The sequence below is a fragment of the Pandoraea pnomenusa genome, from assembly GCF_040391475.1.
Taxonomy (GTDB): Bacteria; Pseudomonadota; Gammaproteobacteria; order Burkholderiales; family Burkholderiaceae; genus Pandoraea; species Pandoraea pnomenusa_C.
On record NZ_JBEBXS010000004.1, the window covers coordinates 156,955 to 177,065 of the forward strand.

The window sequence follows — 20,111 nt, forward strand, 5'->3', positions numbered from 1 at the left end:
GTGCGCCGCCGGCATGACGCGCCCGCTGGTTTGCCAAACCGGCATCCCGCGTCAGTCCATCACTGGCGTCGGGATGCGTATGAAGTTCGCACGTCATGCGTATCCCCAATCGGTACACCGTACACCAAATCGACCACCGCAACAATCGTGTCATCAATTTGTCACAATTTTTGCAGCGATTCTGCTAAGCCTTGTTGCATAAGGCCGACAGCCGGGTGACCAGACTTCAGGTCACCCGATTTTGACCACGCACTTCACGGAAGGCGCTGACGTCAGACACCCCACGGCAGCGTGAACGTCTTCGTGTTCGTGAAGCTCTTCATCGCCTCCTGAACCCCCTCCTTGTAGCCCAGGCCCGAGTCCTTGATACCGCCGAACGGCGTGAGCTCGATGCGATAGCCCGGCACTTCCCAGACGTTGACGGTACCGACCTGCAACTCGTTGGTGAAGCGCGTCACGTAGTCGAGCCGGTTCGTGCACACGCCCGAGGACAGCCCGAAGGCCGTGCCATTCGAGATGGCGATGGCTTCGTCGATGCTGCCGAACGTCAGGATCGGCGAGACCGGCCCGAAGGTCTCTTCACGCACCACGGTCATCTTCGGATCGACGCGGTCGATGACGGTCGGCGAGTAAAGCGCGCCGTCGCGCTTGTTGCCCACGAGCAATCGTGCGCCCTGCGCGACCGCTTCGTTCACGCGCGCCTCGAACAGACGCGCAGCCCCCTCGTCGATCACCGTGCCCATGTCGTTGCTGCCGTCGGCCGGATCGCCGTACTTCCAGGCGCGCGTCTTTTCGACAACGAGTTCAGTGAACTGCGCCGCGATGTCCTTGTGGACCAGCATGCGCTTGACGGCGGTGCAGCGCTGTCCGGAGTTCTTGTACGAGCCTTGCACGGCCAGATCCGTCGCGCGGTCGAGGTCGGCGTCTTCCATCACGATCAGCGGGTCGTTGCCGCCCAGCTCCAGCACGATGCGGCGATAGCCCGCCTTCGATGCAATGTATTTGCCGATCGACACGCCGCCCGTGAACGTGATCATGTCGATGTTCTCGTTCGTGATCAGCTCGTCGGCGATCTCCATCGGATCGCCCGTGATGACCTGCAACATTTCAGGCGGCAAACCGGCCTCGTACAACGTATCGGCCAGGTAGTACGCCGAGAGCGGCACCTTTTCCGACGGCTTCAGCACCATCCGGTTGTTGGTCGCGATCGACGGCGCCACCTTGTGCGCCACCTGGTTCATGGGGTGATTGAACGGCGTGATCGCCGAGATCGCACCGAGCAACGGCTCGCGCTGCGTGACCACGCGACGCTTCTTGCCGTGCGGCGTGAGATCGCACGAGAACGCCTGACCGTCGTCCTTCAGTGCTTCACCGGCAGCAAAGCCGAGCACATCGGCCACGCGACCGATTTCGTAGACAGCGTCCTTCTTGCACAGCCCCGATTCCATCGTGATGATGGCGGCGGCCTCGGCGGTACGCTCGCGCAGCAGCGCGGCGGCCTTCTCGAGGATGTTGGCGCGCTCGAAGCGCGTGAGCGTGGAGCGGAACTGCTTGGCGATCGAGAACGCGCGACGCACGTCTTCAAGCGACGCTTTCGGCACGGTACCGACCAGATCGCCCGAGTACGGATTGAAGACTTCGATGATCCGTTCGCGGGTCACTTTTTCGCCACCGATGCGAAGCGCTTCGGCGCGGAACTCGGGGTGCAGCTTGTGCGGCGCGTTCATGGGGTTCTCCACAGCGTATCCAACTGGACAGGGGCCCGGCGACGCAAGCGTGTGCCCGCTAGCGCGCCGTTGGTTCTCATCAGAAATCGTTCGGGGCAGACATCAGACGTGGTTCAGCGCCACGTCGAGAATGTCGAAGTTGCGCAGACGCGCCTTGCCCGGAATGCCTTCGGTCTTGCGGTTGAAGAGCAGCGGCACCGTTTGTTCGGAGATCCCGCCATGCGAGCGCAGCGGCACTGTCAGGCCGGTCAGGTCGTGACGGCTCGCACTCGTACCCAGCACCACCGACTGATCGCTCACGACCACGAGATCGCCCACGCGATCGGGCGGCAACTCGAAGCGGGCGCAAGCCTCGGCATTGGTGAGCACCACTTCGATGCCCGGCAGCGCGGCAATGCGCGCACGGATGGCGTCGCGATCCACGTCACGCGGCAGATAGATCGTGGCGTAGGAGCCGAGCGCGCCGTGATGCACGACGTACGGATCGGTGATCGGCAGAATCACACGCGCACCGCCCGCTTCCACGCCCTTGCCGAGCCAGTCGTCGAGCAGATCCTGCAGATAGACGACGTTGGGTTGTCCGGTCTTCGGATCGTGCTTGGCGTTCATGCCGTGGTCGGCCGTCAGACCGATCACCGCGCCCAGTTCGTCCATGCGACGCAGGTACTTGTCCATCATCGCGTAGAAGGCGTTCGCGCCTTCCGTGCCCGGCGCCCACTTGTGCTGCACGTAGTCGGTCGTCGAGAGATACATCAGGTCGATGTGACGCGTTTCGAGCAGACGAACGCCCGAGGCGAACACGAATTCGGACAACGCCGCGCTGTAGACGTCCGGCACGGGCATGCCGACGAGGCCGAGCACGTCGTCGATGCCGTTCTCGGCGAGCGAGACCTGATCGGCCTTCTCGGACGAGAAGCAGATGCCCTTCATGCGATGGCCGAGCAGCTTGCGCAGCTTGTCCTTGGCCGTGACGACGGCGACGCTCGCGCCGGCGTCGGCAGCGGCGGCGAGTACGGTGCCCGCACGCAGATAGGCGGGGTCGTTCATCATCACTTCCGCACCGCGGCCGCCGTCGGCCGCCGGATCGAAGAAGTAGTTGCCGCAGATGCCGTGCACGGCCGGAGGCGCACCGGTCACGATGGACAGGTTGTTCGGGTTCGTGAACGACGGCACGACGCAGTCGCCCTGGAACACGGCACCGTCCTTGAGCAGATGCTTGAGGTACGGCGCGACGCCAGCGGCGGCGGCGGCCTCCAGATATTCGAACTGGCAACCGTCGACGCACACGATGACGGTCGGCTGTTGCGGCAACCGGTACTGGCGGCCGTTCACTTGGATCTGTACGGGCTGATTCACGTCGGGTCTCCTCGAGAGCAACTGGGTTGACTGCCTTGGGCGTCGTCGTGGGGGCGACATCCTTCGGGCAGCCGGGTGTTCAATTCAAAATCCGTCGGTCAGGGGGCGCATGTCTCGCCCTCATCCGGCCTTCGCCTGCGTCGATGCGCCGGGCGCACGGGCAAGTGCTTCGCGAATGCGCGCCCGGCCGCGCGACAGGTGCTCGCGCGTGACCTGTGCGGCTCGCTCCGGATCGCGCGAGGCGATCGCACTCACGATTTCGCGGTGTTCGCGCTCCGACTTCGGTGGCGCAGAGGTATCGCCCGTGAGTGCCTCGTGACGGAACAGGCTCAATTCCTTGACCAGTCGACGGTAGGTCTCGAGCAACTTGCGGTTGCCGACCATCTCGACGAGCGAATCGTGAAACGCCAGGTTCAGTTGGTAGTACGCCTCGCTGTCGCCGGCCTCCACCGCCTGGTGCATCGCCTCCACCGACTCGCGCAGCCGCGTGAGTTGCTCCGACGAGATCGCCTCGGCCAGCGTGCGGGCCACGTGTTCGTCGAGCACGCCGCGCAACGTGTAGATCTCTTCCGCTTCTTCCAGCGAGATCACGCGCACGAACACGCCGCGATTCTTCTCGGTGCGCAACAGGCCCGCCTCCTCAAGGGCGCGGAATGCCTCTCGCACCGGACCGCGCGACACGCCCAGACGCCCCGCCACTTCGATCTCGTTGAGCTTGGTGCCGGGCGTGAGGGTGCCCGCCATGATCTGGCGCTCGATCTCGTGCTGGACGAGTGTCGTGAGCGACTGGCTCTGCAACAACTCGATCGCCGTGGGCGACGTGGGCTTCGGAGTCATACCGGGTCTTCCTTATCTCTGGACGGTGACGCTATCGCGCGCTGCCTTCGCCGAAGCGGTCAAATCGCTTTGGCGGGGTTCGCTTGGCGATTTGTGGCATTACGTGATTATTTTTGTTGTTGACATTCAAGCACAGCAATTTGTAGATTGTCAACAAAACACATCCGACATTGCAGACAAGTTTCGCAACAACGTCGGGGTGAGTCGGTTGCGGCAACGACAAAACCCTATCTGAATCAATGATTTCCATACTATTGGAGGTATTTGACGAACAGATGACAAACGCCAAGGGTTTCAAGAAGAAGACATAAATTGCCAATAAAATGCAACACATTGCCCCACAGAGGGCGTTGATCGACTCACAAACGCGATCTGGAGTCGCGACCCACAGGAGCCATCCATGAACTCATCCTTGCGCCGCGCGGTACGCGTCGCCGCCTCGCTTGCCGCCGGACTTGTCTGCGCGGCCCAAGCCGGTCACGCGCTCGCCAAGACCACGCTGACCGTCTACACCGCATGGGAAGTCGAAGTCATGCGCCCGTACGCCGAGGCATTCCAGAAGGCGAATCCGGACATCGAAATCAAATACGTGCGCGACTCCACCGGCGTGGTCACCGCCAAGGTGCTGGCCGAGAAAGCCAACCCGCAGGCCGACGTGATCGCAGGACTCGCCGCGTCGAGCCTGGAGCTGATCAAGCAGGAAGGGCTGCTCACGCCGTACACGCCGAAGGGCTTCGACCAGCTCACGCGCGCGTACAGCGACAAGGCCAACCCGCCGTCGTGGGTGGGGCTGGACGTGTGGGGCGCCACGGTCTGCTTCAACACGGTGGAAGCGGCCAAGCGCAATCTGCCCAAGCCCACGTCATGGGAAGACCTGACCAAGCCGATCTACAAGGGGATGATCGTGATGCCGAACCCGGCCACATCGGGTACGGGCTTTCTCGACGTGACCGCCTGGCTGCAAATGTTCGGCAAGGACGGCGGCTGGAAGTACATGGACGCGCTCGACAAGAACATCGTCAAGTACACGCACTCGGGCTCGAAGCCGTGTCGCGACGCCGGTGCGGGCGAGTATCCGATCGGCATCTCGTTCGAATTCAATGCCCACCGCACCAAGGCGGCCGGTGCCCCGATCGACCTCGTCTTCCCGAAGGAAGGGCTCGGGTACGACATCGAAGCGGCCGGCATTGTGAAGACGACCAAGAAGCTCGACGCCGCGAAGCGCTACATGGACTGGCTCGCCAGCAAGGAAGCGAACCAGATGTACGCGAAGGACTGGGCCATCGTGGCGTACCCGGGCGTGGCGAAGAAGTTCGACACCATTCCTGCGAACTACCCCGATCTGCTCGTGAAGAACGACTTCACCGAAATCGCGAAGAGCCGCGAGCCGGTGCTCAGCGAGTGGCAGAAGCGCTACGGCGCGAAGTCCGAGAAGAAGTAAGCCTCGGAAGCATCCGGCCCATCGGGCAACGCGAACCCTGCAGGAGGTCCCTCGAATGAGCGACGACACGTATCTGAATCTCGCCGGCATCCACAAACGCTTCGAAAGCACCGTGGTGCTGCACGACATCCACCTCAGCGTGCGGCGTGGCGAAATGTTGTGTTTCCTCGGCCCGTCGGGCTGCGGCAAGACAACGCTGCTGCGCATCATCGCCGGCCTCGAGGCACAGACGCAGGGAACGCTGTCGCAGAACGGCCGCGATATCTCCACGTTACCGCCCATGCAGCGCGATTACGGCATCGTCTTCCAGTCGTACGCGCTGTTCCCCAACCTGAGCGTCGCGCAGAACGTGGCCTACGGGCTGACCAACCGACGCGTGCCACGCGTCGAGCGCGACGCGCGCGTGGCCGAACTGCTCGCCATGGTCGGCCTGCCCGATGCGGGCGGGAAGTTCCCCGGCCAGCTCTCCGGCGGGCAGCAGCAGCGCATTGCCATCGCGCGCGCGCTGGCCACCTCGCCCGGCCTGCTGTTGCTCGACGAACCGCTCTCGGCCCTCGACGCACGCGTGCGCGTGCGGCTGCGCAGCGAAATTCGCGCGCTGCAGCAACGGCTCGGTATCACCACGATTCTCGTCACGCACGATCAGGAAGAAGCGCTGTCGATGGCCGACCGCATCGTGGTGATGAATCAGGGCGTGATCGAACAGGTCGGCACCCCCGGTGAGATCTATCAACACCCCGCTACGCCGTTCGTTGCGGATTTCGTCGGCAAGACCAACATCCTGCCCGCGCGTCTGGGCGACGCGGGTCGCGTTCGCGTCGGGCAGTACGAGCTCACCTGCGGCACGCTCAACGGCTGCCGCACCGGCGAGGACATTCGCGTGTTCTTCCGCCCGGAAGACATCCGCGTACGCGATCTCGACGACCTCGACGACGAAGCGAACGTGTTCGACGGCGCCGTCGAGAAGATCGAATTCCTCGGCGCATTCTCGCGCGTGACGCTTCGCATGCACGCGTGCGAGCACCCGCTGTATGCCGATCTCTCCCCTGCCGACATGCAGGCCCTGCGACCGGCCACGGGCAGCGCACTGCGCTTTGCCGTGCCGAGCGCCGCCGTGCGTATCTTCCGTCAGGGGTGAGCCGCGATGAGTTCCTTGCCCTCTACGTTATCTAACGCACCGCACGCGTCGCGAGCGCAGGCCGGCGCCGAGTCGCTGGATCGTCCGCCGCCATCGGTGGCGCGACCGGTACGGCTCGCGTCGCACTGGACCGATCGTCTTGCCCAGGCGCTGTTGCTTGTCGCCGCCGCGGCGGGCGTGCTTTTCCTGCTCGCGCCGATGGCGGCGATTCTCATCAAGAGCGTGCAGGACAGCGACGGCCATTTCGTCGGGTTGCTGCACTTTCGCGAGTACCTCCATTCGCCCGCCCTGCTCGGCTCGATCTGGAACAGCGTGTGGATCTCGATGGTGACGACGTGCATTACCGTGCCGCTCGCCTTCGTCTTCGCCTACGCACTCACCCGCAGTTGCATTCGCGGCAAAACGCTACTACGCAATATCGCGCTCATTCCGATTCTCGGTCCCACCTTGCTGCCTGCGATCTCGTTCATCTTCTGGTTCGGCAATCAGGGGCTCCTGCGGCCCTTCATGGGGACGATCGACATCTACGGGCCGCTAGGTATCGTGATGTCGCTGGTGAACGCCACGTTCCCGCACGCGCTGATGATTCTGATTACGGCGCTCTCGCTTACCGACGCGCGTCTGTACGAAGCGGCCGACGCGCTCGGCACGCCGATGCTGCGGCGCTTTCTCACCATCACGCTGCCGGGCGCGAAGTACGGCGTGATCAGCGCGGCAATGATCGTCTTCACCTACGCGATCTCGGACTTCGGGATTCCGAAAGTGATCGGCGGCGACTTCAACGTGCTCGCGACCGACATCTACAAGCTGGTGATCGGTCAGCAGGACTTCTCGAAGGGTGCCGTCGTGGGTCTGGTGCTGCTCGTGCCGGTCGGCATCACGTATCTCGTCGACTCGGTCGTGCAGCGCAAACAGCAGGCGCTGCTCTCCGCCCGCGCCGTGCCCTACGTGCCGAAGCCGTCGCGCGGCTTCGATGCACTGATGACCGTGCTCTGCTGGGGAATGGCCGCGATCATGCTCGCGATTCTCGGCATGGCGGTGTACGCGTCGTTCGTGAAGTTCTGGCCGTACAACTTCAGCCTGTCTCTGGGCCATTACCGCTTCGGGCTGATCGAGAGCGGCGCGTTCGATTCCTATGTGAACAGTTTGCAGATGGCGTTCTGGTGCGCCGTTTGGGGCACGGCGGTGATCTTCGTCATTGCGTATCTGCTGGAAAAGACGCGCGGCATGGCATGGGTACGCGGACTCATTCGCATGATGGCAGTGCTGCCGATGGGCGTGCCCGGTCTCGTGCTCGGCCTCGGCTACATCTTCTTTTTCGTCTCGGAAGCCAATCCGCTGCATGGCCTCTACGGCACGCTTGCGATTCTCGTGATCGTGAACGTGGTGCATTACTACTCGTCGAGTCACCTCACGGCGGTCACCGCGCTCAAGCAGATCGATCCGGAGTTCGAGTACGTGTCGGCGTCGCTCAAGGTGCCGTTCTATCGCACCTTCTGGCGCGTGTCGGCGCCGATCTGCCTGCCGTCGATCATCGACATCAGTCGCTATCTGTTCGTGAACGCGATGACGACCGTGTCGGCCGTCGTCTTCCTCTACTCGGCGGATACGTCGCTCGCCTCGGTGGCCATCGTCAACATGGACGAGACCGGCTCCATCGGCCCCGCCGCCGCGATGGCCACGCTGGTGGTGCTGACCTCGATGCTGGTCTGCCTGCTTTATCACGGCATCCAGATCGTGGTGGAGCGCTACACGCAGGCGTGGCGGCGGCCGTCCGGCATGGTCAGGAAAGGTCATTGATGTCACGGGCGGTGTGCGCCGCCCACAAGATTTCCGCCACACACGATGTTGACGGCGTTGTTACTTCTCTCGCTTGATTACCCGCTTGATAGGAGGCGGTCATGATTCTCGGTCAGGAACCGATTCTGCTCACCCCCGGCCCGCTCACCACGTCGCCGGCTACCCGACAGGCCATGCTGCGCGACTGGGGGTCGTGGGACGCCCAGTTCAACCGCATTACCGCTACGCTGTGCCGCGATCTCGTAGACATCGTGCATGGTGGCGACGACTACGTGTGCGTGCCGCTGCAAGGCTCGGGCACGTTCTCGGTCGAAGCGGCCATCGGCACGCTCACGCCACGCAACGCGCGCATTCTCGTGCCGGATAACGGCGCGTATTGCCAGCGCATTCTGAAGATCTGCCGCTATCTCGGACGCGACGCCGTCGCGCTGCCCATTGCCGAAGATGCCGCCGCCAGTGCCGCCGCCATCGACGAGGCCCTCACGCGTGATCCGTCGATCACACACGTGGCGCAGGTGCATCTCGAGACCGGTGCGGGCGTCCTCAATCCGCTCGCGGACATCGCACGCGTTTGCCAGAAACATGGCAAGGGGCTGATCGTCGACGCGATGAGTTCGTTTGGCGCGGTGGAGATCGATGTGCGGTCGATGCCGTTCGACGCGCTCATCGCGGCAAGCGGCAAATGCCTGGAGGGCGTGCCGGGCATGGGCTTCGTGATCGCGAAGAAGTCGGTGCTCGACGCGAGCGCGGGCAACAGCCACTCGCTGGCCATGGATCTGCACGACCAGCACGCTTACATGCAGAAGACCACGCAGTGGCGCTTCACGCCGCCCACGCACGTGGTGGCCGCCCTGCGCGCCGCCGTCGATCAGTTCCTCGCCGAAGGCGGGCAACCGGTACGCGGCGAGCGGTATCGCAAGAACTGCCGCACGCTGGTCGACGGCATGGCCTCGCTGGGCTTCCGGCCATTTCTGGCGCCCGAAGTGCAGGCGCCCGTGATCGTGACGTTCCACGCACCGACCGACCCCAAATACGACTTCAAGGCGTTCTACGCGGCCGTGCGCGAGCGAGGTTACATCCTGTACCCGGGCAAGCTCACGCAAATCGAAACGTTCCGCGTGGGCTGCATCGGCGCCATCGACGACAACGAAATGCGTAACGTCGTCACGGCGATCTCGCAGGCGCTGGCGTCGCTTGGCATCCGTCAGGTAGCACCGCTCACGCGCGCGGCGTAACCTGTGGATCCGCGTCGGCCGGAGCCGACGCGTTGCCTGTTATCGGATGGGGGGCCCTTCGGGTCACCCGCCTTCGGAGGGTTCCCGCGATTTAGGGAATCTTCCGAATCTCTCTTTTTCTGACGGCGCGGCAAGCGCGTCATCGCCTCCCCTTCGCGCCCGGCACGGCCTTGATTCCTTGGCCGAATCCTCGCTTCGGCCCCTGATGCGGGCAGCCCTCGTCAACTCGCCCCAACGGGCACTTTCCCATCTCGCTTCCTAGAATGGCTCGCACTGAGATTGCGCATTGGCGCGTCATCCGGTGTGCAAGCCACGTCGTTCTGCGCGTGTCCCGCGTTCGCTTGCGCCGTTGTCGTCGCTCCCCCCGAATGTCGCCCGTCCTGGGCGCGCGCCGTTGTTACGCGTGTAGCCCGCCCTGCCTACATAGCCTTTGGGAACCCGAGCGCGATGAACAAGCATCTTTACCGGTTGGTCTGGCGGTACTGCCGCGTCGATATCGTCCCGGCGCCCGAGACGGCGCGTCAACGCAACGGAAGGACGCTGCCTCGCCGGCGGCGCGTCGCGGCGCCTGGTGCGTTGCGCTGGCCTGCGTTCACTCGCGTCTGCCTCGCGTGCCTGGCGCTGCTCGGATCGGCGATGCCGATGTCGGCGTGGGCCACCTGTTCGGCGACGGGAAGCGTCGTGGTTTGCAGCGGCGCGGCGAATCCGCTCGCGCCTTCGTATACGAATTCTGCGAACGGTCTGCAGGTGAACGTCGCAAGCGGTGCCTCGGTGGGCGTATTGCTCGGCATTGGCGGAACGGCCATGTCGTTGACGGGCAACAACGTCACATTCGCGAACGCCGGCACCGTCGATCCATCGCTGCTCGGTGGCATCGGCATCCTGTCGGGTGGCACCGTCATCGGCAATGCCAGCGCCAGCACACACAGCGTGACGAACACGGGCATCATGCGTGGCACGGTGGGGGTGCTCGGTCTCGTGCTTCCCGGACTCAGCGGACTGGCGCTGACCGTCCAGAACGGCGCGGGCGGCACCACGACCGTCAACAACGGCGGCACGCTAGGGGCCACGCCTTTGCTCGGTATCTCCCTGACCGGCACCGGCAGTGCCCCCGTCGCGGCGACCTACGGCGGCGGTGCGACGAGCTTCAACAACACCGGCACCATTCTCGGACGCATCGCCATGCAGGCGAGCGGCACCCCTGGCACGGGCAACACCTTTACGAACAACGGAACGCTAAGTGGCAGTGTCTCGCTCGGCGCCAACAGCACCAATACGTACACTGCCGTCACCGGGTCCACGTTCAATGACGGCGGTAGCGTCGGCGTTGGTGCGCTGAGCGTCACCGGCTTCAATCTCGGCTTCGCAGCAGCTGGCGTCGTCGATGGCGGCGCGGGCGGCACCAACGCGCTGGTGTTGCGCAACGCAGCCGGCGACGTCTCGACAACGGGCAGCGGCACCCTCAATGGTGCGAGTTATCTGAATTTTTCCAGCCTTGCGGTGAACGGCGGCACCTGGACGCTTCACGGCCCGCTCGGTATCGCCTCGACCGCGCTCAACGGCGGTCTCGCGATCTTCGACGACCCGGGCAGCTTCGGCACCGGCTCGCTCACGATCAATGGCGGCGCGATGCAGGCGGCCAGCGCGGGACTCTCCGTCACATTGCCCGTCACGCTCGGCACGAACGGACTGTCGGTATCGGGCGCAAATCCGATGACGATAGGCGGAACGATCAGTGGCACGGGCGGTATCGCACTCTCCGGCACCGGCAGTCTTACGCTCTCGGCAAACAATACCTACGCGGGCGGCACAACGATCTCGGGCGGCACGTTGATCGCGGGAAATAGCGCTGCGCTGGGTAGCGCGCCGATTCAGGTGTCCGGTACGACGGGCGCACTGGATGCCAGCGCACCGCTCTCGCTGGCAAACGGCGTGGTGCTCGGAAACGGTAGCTCACTGACGATCGGCGGCGGCGCGGCGCTCACACTCGGGGGCCCGATCACGGGAGCCGGCAGCCTCGTGAAACAAGGCACGCAGTCCTTGACCCTGACGGGCGTCAACACGTTCGGCGGCGGACTCAATATCGCAGCGGGGACTGTCTCACTGGGGGGCGCTGGCGCGTTGTCGACAGCGGCGACATTGGTCACGCTGTCCGGAGCGGGTACCGTCTTCGATATCTCGAACGCCAGCGGCGACCGTACGATCGGCGCCCTGTCCGGTGTTGCCGGTGCGCAGATTGCGCTCGGTGGCCACAACCTGACACTGGGCGGCAACGGCGCCAGCACCTTTGCAGGCGCGATCACGGGCACCGGTGGCGTCATCAAGGCAAACGGCGGGACGCAGACCCTGACCGGGGCCAATACGTTTTCCGGCGGCACCACGATCAGTGCCGGGGGCGTTGCACTCGGTGCCGGTGGCTCGCTCGCGAGCACGGGGGCCGTGTCGATGACGGGCGCAGGCACGACATTCGACGTGAGCCAGGCGGCCGCACAGACGATCGGGGCGATGTCGGGCATTGCCGGCACATCGATCACATTGGGGAGCAACGCACTGACGTTTGGCGACGCCAATAATGCGACCTTCGATGGCAGCATTCACGGGGTCGGCACCCTGGTCAAACGCGGCACCGGTGTGCAAACGCTGGGCGGCGCCAGCGACTTCAGCGGCGGTTTGACGGTGTCTGCCGGCGGCCTGGTGCTGGGCAATGCGAGCGCAGCCGGATCCGGTACGCTCACGCTGGCCGATCAGACAACGCTCGATACCACACAGGCACTGACACTTACGAACAATGTCACGCTCAATGGCACGGCCATCGTCGCGGGCAACAACGACCTCACACTGACCGGCAACGTCAACGGTTCCGGGGCATTGCAAAAGTCCGGCGCCGCGACGCTGACGCTGCAAGGCGCGGGAGGATGGGCGGCCGGCACCACGATCAACGCCGGCACGCTCGCCGTCGGTGCCACGGGATCACTCGCTGCGCAGGGGAATGTCACGCTCAATGGCGCGGCGGCCACGCTTGACATCTCCGCGGCTGCAGCAGCCCAGACGGTCGGCGCGCTGTCGGGTACAGCCGGCGTCATCGCACTGGGCAGCAACACGCTGACGTTCGGCACGGGTGCCGACGCCACGTTCGGCGGCACGATTCACGGCACTGGCGCCATCGTCAAGCAAGGCGCGGGCGTCCAGACACTCTCCGGCGCGAGCGACTTCAGCGGTGGCGTCACCGTGACGGCAGGGGGACTGTCGCTGGGCAACGCGCTCGCATTGGGTACGGGTCCGCTGACCGTCAACGGCAATGTGTCGCTCGACAGCACACAGGCGATCACGCTCGGCAACAACGTTGGCCTGAGCGGTACGCTGACCGTGCTCGGCAGTCACGACGTCACGCTGAACGGTGTGCTGTCCGGCATGGGGGGATTGACCAAGGCGGGTGCGGCGACGCTCACGCTCGGCGGCAGCAACACCTATGCCGGCGCCACCGTAATCAATGCCGGAACTCTGGCACTGGGCGCAGGTGCGTCGCTCAACACGTCCGGCACGATCAGTGTCGCGGCCGGCGCCACGCTCGATCTCTCGGCGGGCAACGGCACACAGGCGATCGGCGCCATCGATGGCGCAGGGACCGTCAACATCGGGGCACTGGTCACACAACTCGGCGGAACTGGCAGCGATACGTTCAGCGGCAGCCTGACCGGCACAGGGTCGGTAGTGAAAATCGGTGCCGGGACCGAAACCCTGACGGGACAGAATGCGTACACCGGCGGCACCGTCGTTCAGGCAGGCACGCTCGCGTTGGGGGGGACAGGGACACTTGCCGCGGGAGGCGCGCTCACACTGAACAACGTCGGTTCGACGTTCGACATCGCTGGCGCCAACGGCGCACGTACCATCGGTGCGCTATCCGCCGACGTCGGCACCCAAATCCAACTGGGCGGCAACACACTGACATTCGGTGACGCCACCAGCCATACCGTTGGCGCCATCCTTCACGGAACCGGTTCCGTCGTGAAGCAGGGCAGCGGCACCACCACGTTACTCGGTATCCAGCAATACACAGGAACGACGACGATTAGAGACGGCACACTGGCCCTCGGTGCCGGCGGGACACTCGGCCCGGGCGGCACGGTCGATCTGGCGGGTGTCGGCGCCGTTTTCGACGTCAGCGCTTCCGGTGGCGCATCGTTGGCGCATCTTTCGGGAACGGGCGGGAGCATCGCGCTTGGCGCCAATACGCTACGCTTTTCCAACAGCGACAACGCGACGCTGGCGAGCGCGTTCTCCGGTAGCGGGTCGTTCGTCATGACCGGCAGCGGACGCGTCACGTTGACCGCGCGGAACGCGTCGACCGGTGGCGTCGGCGTGGACAGCGGGACCCTTGCTTTGGGCGCCGGGGGCGAATTGTCGAGTGCGAACGACGTCACACTCGCGACCGGCGCGACGTTCGACGTCAGCGCCGCCGCCTCGCCGGTCATCGGCGTGCTCAACGGCGCGACGGGAAGCCTGTTGGCGACCGGTACGCAATCGCTAACACTGGGCAACGCCGGTAACGGAACATTCAGCGGCACGATAAGCGGCACCGGCGGGCTCATCAAGCAAGGCGCCGGTACACAAACGCTGAACGGCGGTGCCGCGCTCGGTGGCGACGTGCTTATCGACGCGGGCACGCTGGCGTTGCGCAACGGGACACAACTCGGCGGTCAGAACGTCACCCTTGCGGGCACAACCGGTGTACTCGACATTTCGACCGGGCCGAATCAAACCGTGGCGTCGATCTCCGGCGTGGCAGGCAGCGCCATCGATCTCGGCAACACGACGCTCACCCTGGCCGACGCCGCAACCAATGCCCTCTCCGCCGACATCCACGGCGCAGGCGGCGGCCTGATCAAGCTCGGCAACGGCGTGCAGACCCTCGCCGGAAACAGCGATTTTACGGGCGGCATCGATGTTCGTTCGGGGGGCATTTCGGTCGGCAGCGACAGTGCGCTCGGCTCGGGCACAGCCAGCTTCGCCGACGGCACTTCGCTCGATGCCACGCAAACGACCACCCTGGGCAATCAGATTACGCTGGCGGGCAATCTCAATGTCCTCGGCTCGCACGATCTCTCGCTCAACGGTGCCGTCAGCGGCGCAGGCGGAATCACGAAGACCGGCGGTGCCACGCTCACCCTCAATGGGCAGAACACGTATGCCGGCGCGACCAACATCGATGCCGGCACGCTGGCGCTCGGCGCGGGCGCCAGTCTCGACGCCGCAGGCATCGTCGACGTGCAGACGGGCGCGACGTTCGATCTGTCTGCCGGCAACGGCACGCAGACGTTCGGCACACTGACCGGCGGCGGCACCGTCAACATGGGCAGCAACACGCTCGAAGTCGGTTCGAGTGGCGCCGACGAGACCTACAGCGGAAGCGTGACCGGCAGCGGCACCCTCGTGAAAGTGGGCGCCGGTATCGAGACGATGACCGGCACGAATACCTTCACCGGCGGCACCGTCGTTCAGGGTGGCACGCTCGCGCTGGGCGGCGCAGGAACGCTCGCGGCGTCCGGGGCGATCACGCTTCAGAACGCCGGGACGACGCTCGACATCTCGGGGGCCAATGGCGAGCGCTCCATCGGCGCGTTGACGGCACAGGCGAACACTCGCATTGTCCTCGGCGCCCAGACACTGCGGTTCGGCGATGCGTCGAGCCACACCGTGAGCGGCACGATTTCCGGCACTGGCGGTATCGTCAAACAAGGCAGCGGTACGCAGACGTTGACGGGGCCGCAGCAATTCACCGGCACCACCACCATCGCAGATGGAACACTCGCCCTTGGTGCGACAGGACAACTCGCGAACGGTGCAAACGTCGTATTGACCGGCGGCAACGCGAAGTTCGATATCGCCGCTGCCGGGAATCAAACGCTCGCATCGCTGAGCGGCACGGGGGGCGCAGTCAATCTCGGCGGCAACACATTGACGCTGACGGGCGACGCGAGCCAATCGCTGGCGGCGTCTGTCGCCGGGTCTGGCGGCATCGTCAAGCTCGGGGCAGGCACACTGGCGCTGTCCGGGCAGAACACCTTCACGGGCGGGATCAACGTGAGCACCGGCACCCTTGCCATAGACGCCGGCGGGGCGCTTTCGGGTGCGAACGACATCACGCTATCCCCCGGAACATCGTTCGACATTTCGCGCGCCGCCTCGACGGCCGTCTCAGCGGGCAGCTTGAATGGCGTAGCGAACAGCACCGTATCGCTCGGCAGTCAGACGCTGCGTTTGGGCGGCGCAACGAGCAGCGTATTCAACGGCACAGTCGGCGGCACAGGAGGTGTCGTGCTGCAAGGTCCCGCGAGCGTCACACTGGGCGGCAACAACAGCTACTCGGGCGGAACCACTGTCAACGGCGGCACGCTCGTCGTGACCTCGCCTGCCGGACTCGGGACCGGTGGACTCACCGTTTCACAAGGCACGGTGGCGACGCAAGGTGTGAGCATCGCGGTGCCTTCGCTCAACGGTGCGGCGCAAGGGGCGCTGGCGATCAATGGCGGTTCGGTGACCGTGTCGTCGGGCAGCTTCGCGGGCAGCGTTTCCGGCACGGGCGGGCTGACGAAGACAGGCGACGGCTCATTGACACTCGGCGCCCAGAACTCGCTGACCGGACCCACGACCGTGGCCGGCGGCACGCTCACCATCGGCGCGCTCCCCAACTCGCCTGTCACCGTGCAGGGCGGTGCCACGCTGGCGACACCGACGTCAACAAGCGGTGGCGGCACGAACCCGCAGACCGGATCATTGACGACGCAAAGTGGCGGCACGGTCGTCGTCAGTGCGCCGGGCGCGACGTTGACCACGAACGGCAATCTCACGCTGGCGACAGGCTCGACGTTGCAGATCAGCGCGGGCCCGGGCGTTGCCCCCAGTCAGGTGAACGCGAGCGGCAGTGCGTCGGTCGCGGGCAGCAATCTCGTCGTCAATGCCGCACCGGGCACGCAAACGAGCGACGCCGCCAACGCTGTTATCGTCTCCGCGGCGGGAGGCGTGTCGGGTCAGTTCGCATCGACATCGACCAACCTGCTCTATCTCACGCCCCAAGTCAGCTACACCCCCACTTCGGTACTGCTATCGTTCGCGCCCAACGGCACACCGCTTCCCGCAGGGGGCGTCACGCCGAATCAACGCTCGGTGGCGTCGGCCGTCGCGGCGCTTGGCACGAGCAGCCCGCTTTATCAGGCCGCCCTCCAACTCACCGCCGACACGGCGCCCGCCGCCTTCGCGAGTCTCGACGGCAGCCTGTATGCGTCGGTGACGTCGATGTTGCTGGCGCAAAGTCAGATCGCACGAGATGCCGTGTCACAGCGGCTGAGCGAAAGCCTGACCTCGGTGCGAGATTGCAGCGACGTGATGACGACAACCGTGCCGGGAACGGAAGGCCCCGACTGCCGCAAGTCGCCCAAGGCCACCCAGGCGTGGGCGTCGATCTACGGCAACGATGGCCAGATGCGCGCACGCTCCGTCGCCGATGGCGGCTCGGGCGCAAGCACCCTGCATCGACGCGGCATGGGTGTGCTGGCCGGCGTCGACGCCCCACTCGCCGACGACTGGCGTGCAGGCGCATTCGCCGGCCTGGGGCACAGCACGTTCAACACCGGACCGGGGGCGTCCGGCAATACCAACGACGCGCAGATCGGGGCTTACGTGAATCGACGCTTCGGACGCTTCGGCGTGACGCTCGGCGGCGCCTACGCATGGCAGCAGATCAGTTCGCAACGCGGCATTGCCATTGGCCCGATCATGCAGACTGCGCGTGCCAGTTACGATGCGTCGGTCTGGCAAGTCGTCGCCGAAGCGGCCTGGCGCGTCGACGCGGGGGCTGCGAGCGTGGAGCCGTTCGCCAACGTCGCGTATGCACGGGTGCGCACCGATGCGTTCGACGAATCGGGCAGCATCGCAGCACTGCATGCCGACGCGCAATCGCAGGGCGTCACGTTCTCCACCGCCGGTCTGCGGGGCGAACTGCCCTTCGGGGCAGGACCGGCAGCCGGGCGCATTCGTCTGTCGGCCGGCTGGCGCCACGCCTACGGCGCAAACTCGCCGGATATGCAGCTCGCCTTTTCCGGCACATCGGCAGCGTTCACGGTGGGCGGCGTGCCTATCGCTCGCGACGCAGCCGTTGTCAGCGCGGGTGTCGACGCGTTCGTCGGCCCGGCCCTCACGGTTGGCGTGAGCTACGTGGGCCAGTTCGCAGGCAAGCTCACCGACAACACGGTGTTCGGTAATCTCAAGTGGCGGTTCTGACCGAGGACAGGGACTCGCCTACCCGCACCGCCTCCGGTAAGCTCTGAATGTTGCGCGCAGGCGCGCGCCTTACCGGAGGCTGTCCCCCCATGCCGTCGTCGAAAGCCACTGGTGCCGCTGCACCCGCAAAAACCAAAACGGCCAGCACTGCCAGCGCTCCCCGCAAGCGCAGCGCCAAACACCTCGACATCCACTTCAAGCGCGTCTACGACGCGCCCGATCCCGCCGACGGACAGCGCGTGCTCGCCGACCGGCTCTGGCCGCGAGGCCTTGCCAAAGCCAAGGCGCAGATCGATTTCTGGGCAAAAGACGTCACACCCAGCACGCCGCTGCGCAAGTGGTTCCACGAGCACCCCGAGCAATTCAACGCGTTTCGCGATCAGTATCTCGAAGAACTCGCCGTGCTCGACGCCGATCACAACGCCATGCTCACCGAACTGCGCACGCGTCTGACACAAGGCCCGGTCACCCTGCTCACCGCCGCTCATCGACTGGTCGACGACGGCACCCACACGCACCTCGATGTGCTGCGCGACTTTCTCGAAGCGAAGTAAGCGAAGTCGGCGAGGCAAACGAAGTCAACGAAACGACCTAAACGACCGAAGCGACTGCGAGGTCGATTCATCGGACAAAACACCGTATCGGGACATAACACAGCATTCCGCCCTTCAAAACGCCGTCGAATCGTGCTCACCTCGCGGAACCCCGCATGGGGCCTGGGTTTTCTCGCGAACGGGGCGCCCGGCGGGGAAGTTTGCTATAACGCTCACTGTGCCGCCGTGGAATTGCGCTCGCGCGGCACCGCTTCCGTTTCATCGGATTTCCCAGACGACGTGCGCCACACGCCCCGGCGTGCCGCCCGTAGTGCCATACCTCGTGTGTTTATCCGCGTTGCCGCGACGGCATCGCCTTGCCTCATGCTCGTTCCACTGATCGTTGCCTGTGCGCTGTTCATGGAGAACATGGATTCGACCGTGTTGTCCACCTCATTGCCGTTGATCGCCAGGGATCTCGGTGAGAGCCCGATCACGCTCAAGCTCGCCCTCACGACCTATCTCATCAGCCTGGCCGTCTTCATCCCGGTAAGCGGCTGGATCGCCGATCGCTTCGGCACGCGCAACGTGTTTCGCACAGCCATCGGCGTCTTCGTGCTGAGCTCGATCGCCTGCGGTATCTCGACCAACTTGCCGGAACTCGTGATCGCACGCTTCGTGCAGGGCATGGGCGGCGCAATGATGGTGCCCGTCGGCCGTCTCGCGCTGCTCAAGTCCGTCGAGAAACGCGACATGGTGCGCGCCCTGAATTACCTCACGATTCCCGCGCTGGTCGGCCCGGTGCTCGGTCCGCCGCTCGGCGGCTTCATCACCACGTTCTGGCACTGGCGCTGGATCTTCTTCATCAACATTCCCATCGGCGTGCTCGGCTTCATTCTGGCGACGAAGTACATTCCCGATCTTTACGAAGAAAATGTACCGCCGCTCGATATCAGAGGCTTCGTGCTCTCGGGACTCGGCCTGTCGATCCTGATGCTGGGGCTGTCCACCATTGGCCGTCACCTGGTGCCGACTCCGCTCGCGTTGGGGCTCGTAGCATTGGGGGCGGCGTTACTCGTGGGGTACCTGCGTCACGCGAAGGGGCTCGCGCACCCGTTGCTGCGGCTCGACCTCTTCCGCATTCCGACCTTCCGCGCCGGTGTGGGAGGCGGCACGCTGTTCCGCATCGGCGTGGGCGCGACACCGTTTCTGCTGCCGCTCATGCTGCAACTCGGCTTCGGCATGACACCGATGGAATCGGGGGCGCTTACCTTCATTTCGGCCGCCGGCGCGATGTTCATGAAGACGCTTTCGCTGCGTATCCTCCAGCGCTGGGGCTTCCGCAAAGTGCTCATGACGAATGCCCTGATCGCCTCGGCCACGATTGGCGCTTATGGCTTGTTTACCGACCAGACCTCGCATCTGGTGATTCTCGGCACCCTGCTGTTCGGCGGCTGCTTCCGCTCACTCCAGTTCACAAGCCTGAACGCGATTTCGTATGCCGACGTGCCCTCACAGCGCATGAGTCAGGCGACCAGCCTGGCCAGTGTCGCTCAGCAGGTCTCGCTCACACTGGGCATCACCATCGGCGCTGCGGTGTTGCAGACGTCGTCCTGGCTGCACGGCCGCGATCACGTCACGAATGTCGATTTCCCATGGGCGTTTCTCGTGGTCGGCCTGATTGCGGTCAGTTCCACCCTCTCCATTTCCCGACTCACACGCGACGCGGGCAGCGAACTCGCGCAACGCAGGGCGCGCTGACGA

Annotated in this window: 10 protein-coding genes; 7 read left to right on the forward strand and 3 right to left on the reverse strand. The window is 64.9% G+C overall.

The window, feature by feature from the left end:
• Positions 1-272: 272 nt before the first annotated feature.
• The 3 genes from phnY to ABWO90_RS06415 form a co-directional block, all read right to left on the reverse strand.
• Positions 273-1,727, reverse strand: a complete 1,455-nt coding sequence (gene phnY, locus ABWO90_RS06405) for a phosphonoacetaldehyde dehydrogenase (RefSeq protein WP_353190371.1) — start codon at positions 1,725-1,727, stop codon at positions 273-275.
• Positions 1,728-1,829: 102 nt separating this feature from the next.
• Positions 1,830-3,083 carry a phosphonoacetate hydrolase gene (gene phnA / locus ABWO90_RS06410; RefSeq protein WP_353190372.1) on the reverse strand — a complete coding sequence of 418 codons (1,254 nt, stop codon included), beginning with the start codon at positions 3,081-3,083 and terminating at the stop codon, positions 1,830-1,832.
• A 120-nt stretch (positions 3,084-3,203) separates the two neighbouring features.
• Positions 3,204-3,920 carry a phosphonate utilization associated transcriptional regulator gene (locus ABWO90_RS06415; RefSeq protein WP_353190373.1) on the reverse strand — a complete coding sequence of 239 codons (717 nt, stop codon included), beginning with the start codon at positions 3,918-3,920 and terminating at the stop codon, positions 3,204-3,206.
• Between the two features lie 400 nt (positions 3,921-4,320).
• On the opposite strand from ABWO90_RS06415, the gene ABWO90_RS06420 reads away from it, so the two are divergent.
• From ABWO90_RS06420 to ABWO90_RS06450, 7 genes are all read left to right on the forward strand, one after another.
• Positions 4,321-5,361 (forward strand): putative 2-aminoethylphosphonate ABC transporter substrate-binding protein, encoded by a 1,041-nt coding sequence (locus ABWO90_RS06420; RefSeq protein ID WP_353190374.1) that lies wholly within the window; start codon positions 4,321-4,323, stop codon positions 5,359-5,361.
• Between the two features lie 55 nt (positions 5,362-5,416).
• Complete coding sequence (locus tag ABWO90_RS06425; protein ID WP_353190375.1) at positions 5,417-6,499, forward strand: putative 2-aminoethylphosphonate ABC transporter ATP-binding protein; 1,083 nt, start codon at positions 5,417-5,419, stop codon at positions 6,497-6,499.
• Positions 6,500-6,505: 6 nt separating this feature from the next.
• Positions 6,506-8,299 carry a putative 2-aminoethylphosphonate ABC transporter permease subunit gene (locus tag ABWO90_RS06430; RefSeq protein ID WP_353190376.1) on the forward strand — a complete coding sequence of 598 codons (1,794 nt, stop codon included), beginning with the start codon at positions 6,506-6,508 and terminating at the stop codon, positions 8,297-8,299.
• Between the two features lie 101 nt (positions 8,300-8,400).
• Positions 8,401-9,534 (forward strand): 2-aminoethylphosphonate--pyruvate transaminase, encoded by a 1,134-nt coding sequence (locus ABWO90_RS06435; protein ID WP_353190377.1) that lies wholly within the window; start codon positions 8,401-8,403, stop codon positions 9,532-9,534.
• Between the two features lie 447 nt (positions 9,535-9,981).
• Positions 9,982-17,814, forward strand: a complete 7,833-nt coding sequence (locus ABWO90_RS06440) for an autotransporter-associated beta strand repeat-containing protein (protein ID WP_353190378.1) — start codon at positions 9,982-9,984, stop codon at positions 17,812-17,814.
• Between the two features lie 89 nt (positions 17,815-17,903).
• Complete coding sequence (locus tag ABWO90_RS06445; protein ID WP_353190379.1) at positions 17,904-18,368, forward strand: DUF488 domain-containing protein; 465 nt, start codon at positions 17,904-17,906, stop codon at positions 18,366-18,368.
• 363 nt (positions 18,369-18,731) lie between these two features.
• Complete coding sequence (locus tag ABWO90_RS06450; RefSeq protein WP_353190380.1) at positions 18,732-20,108, forward strand: MFS transporter; 1,377 nt, start codon at positions 18,732-18,734, stop codon at positions 20,106-20,108.
• The last annotated feature ends 3 nt before the right edge of the window (positions 20,109-20,111 follow it).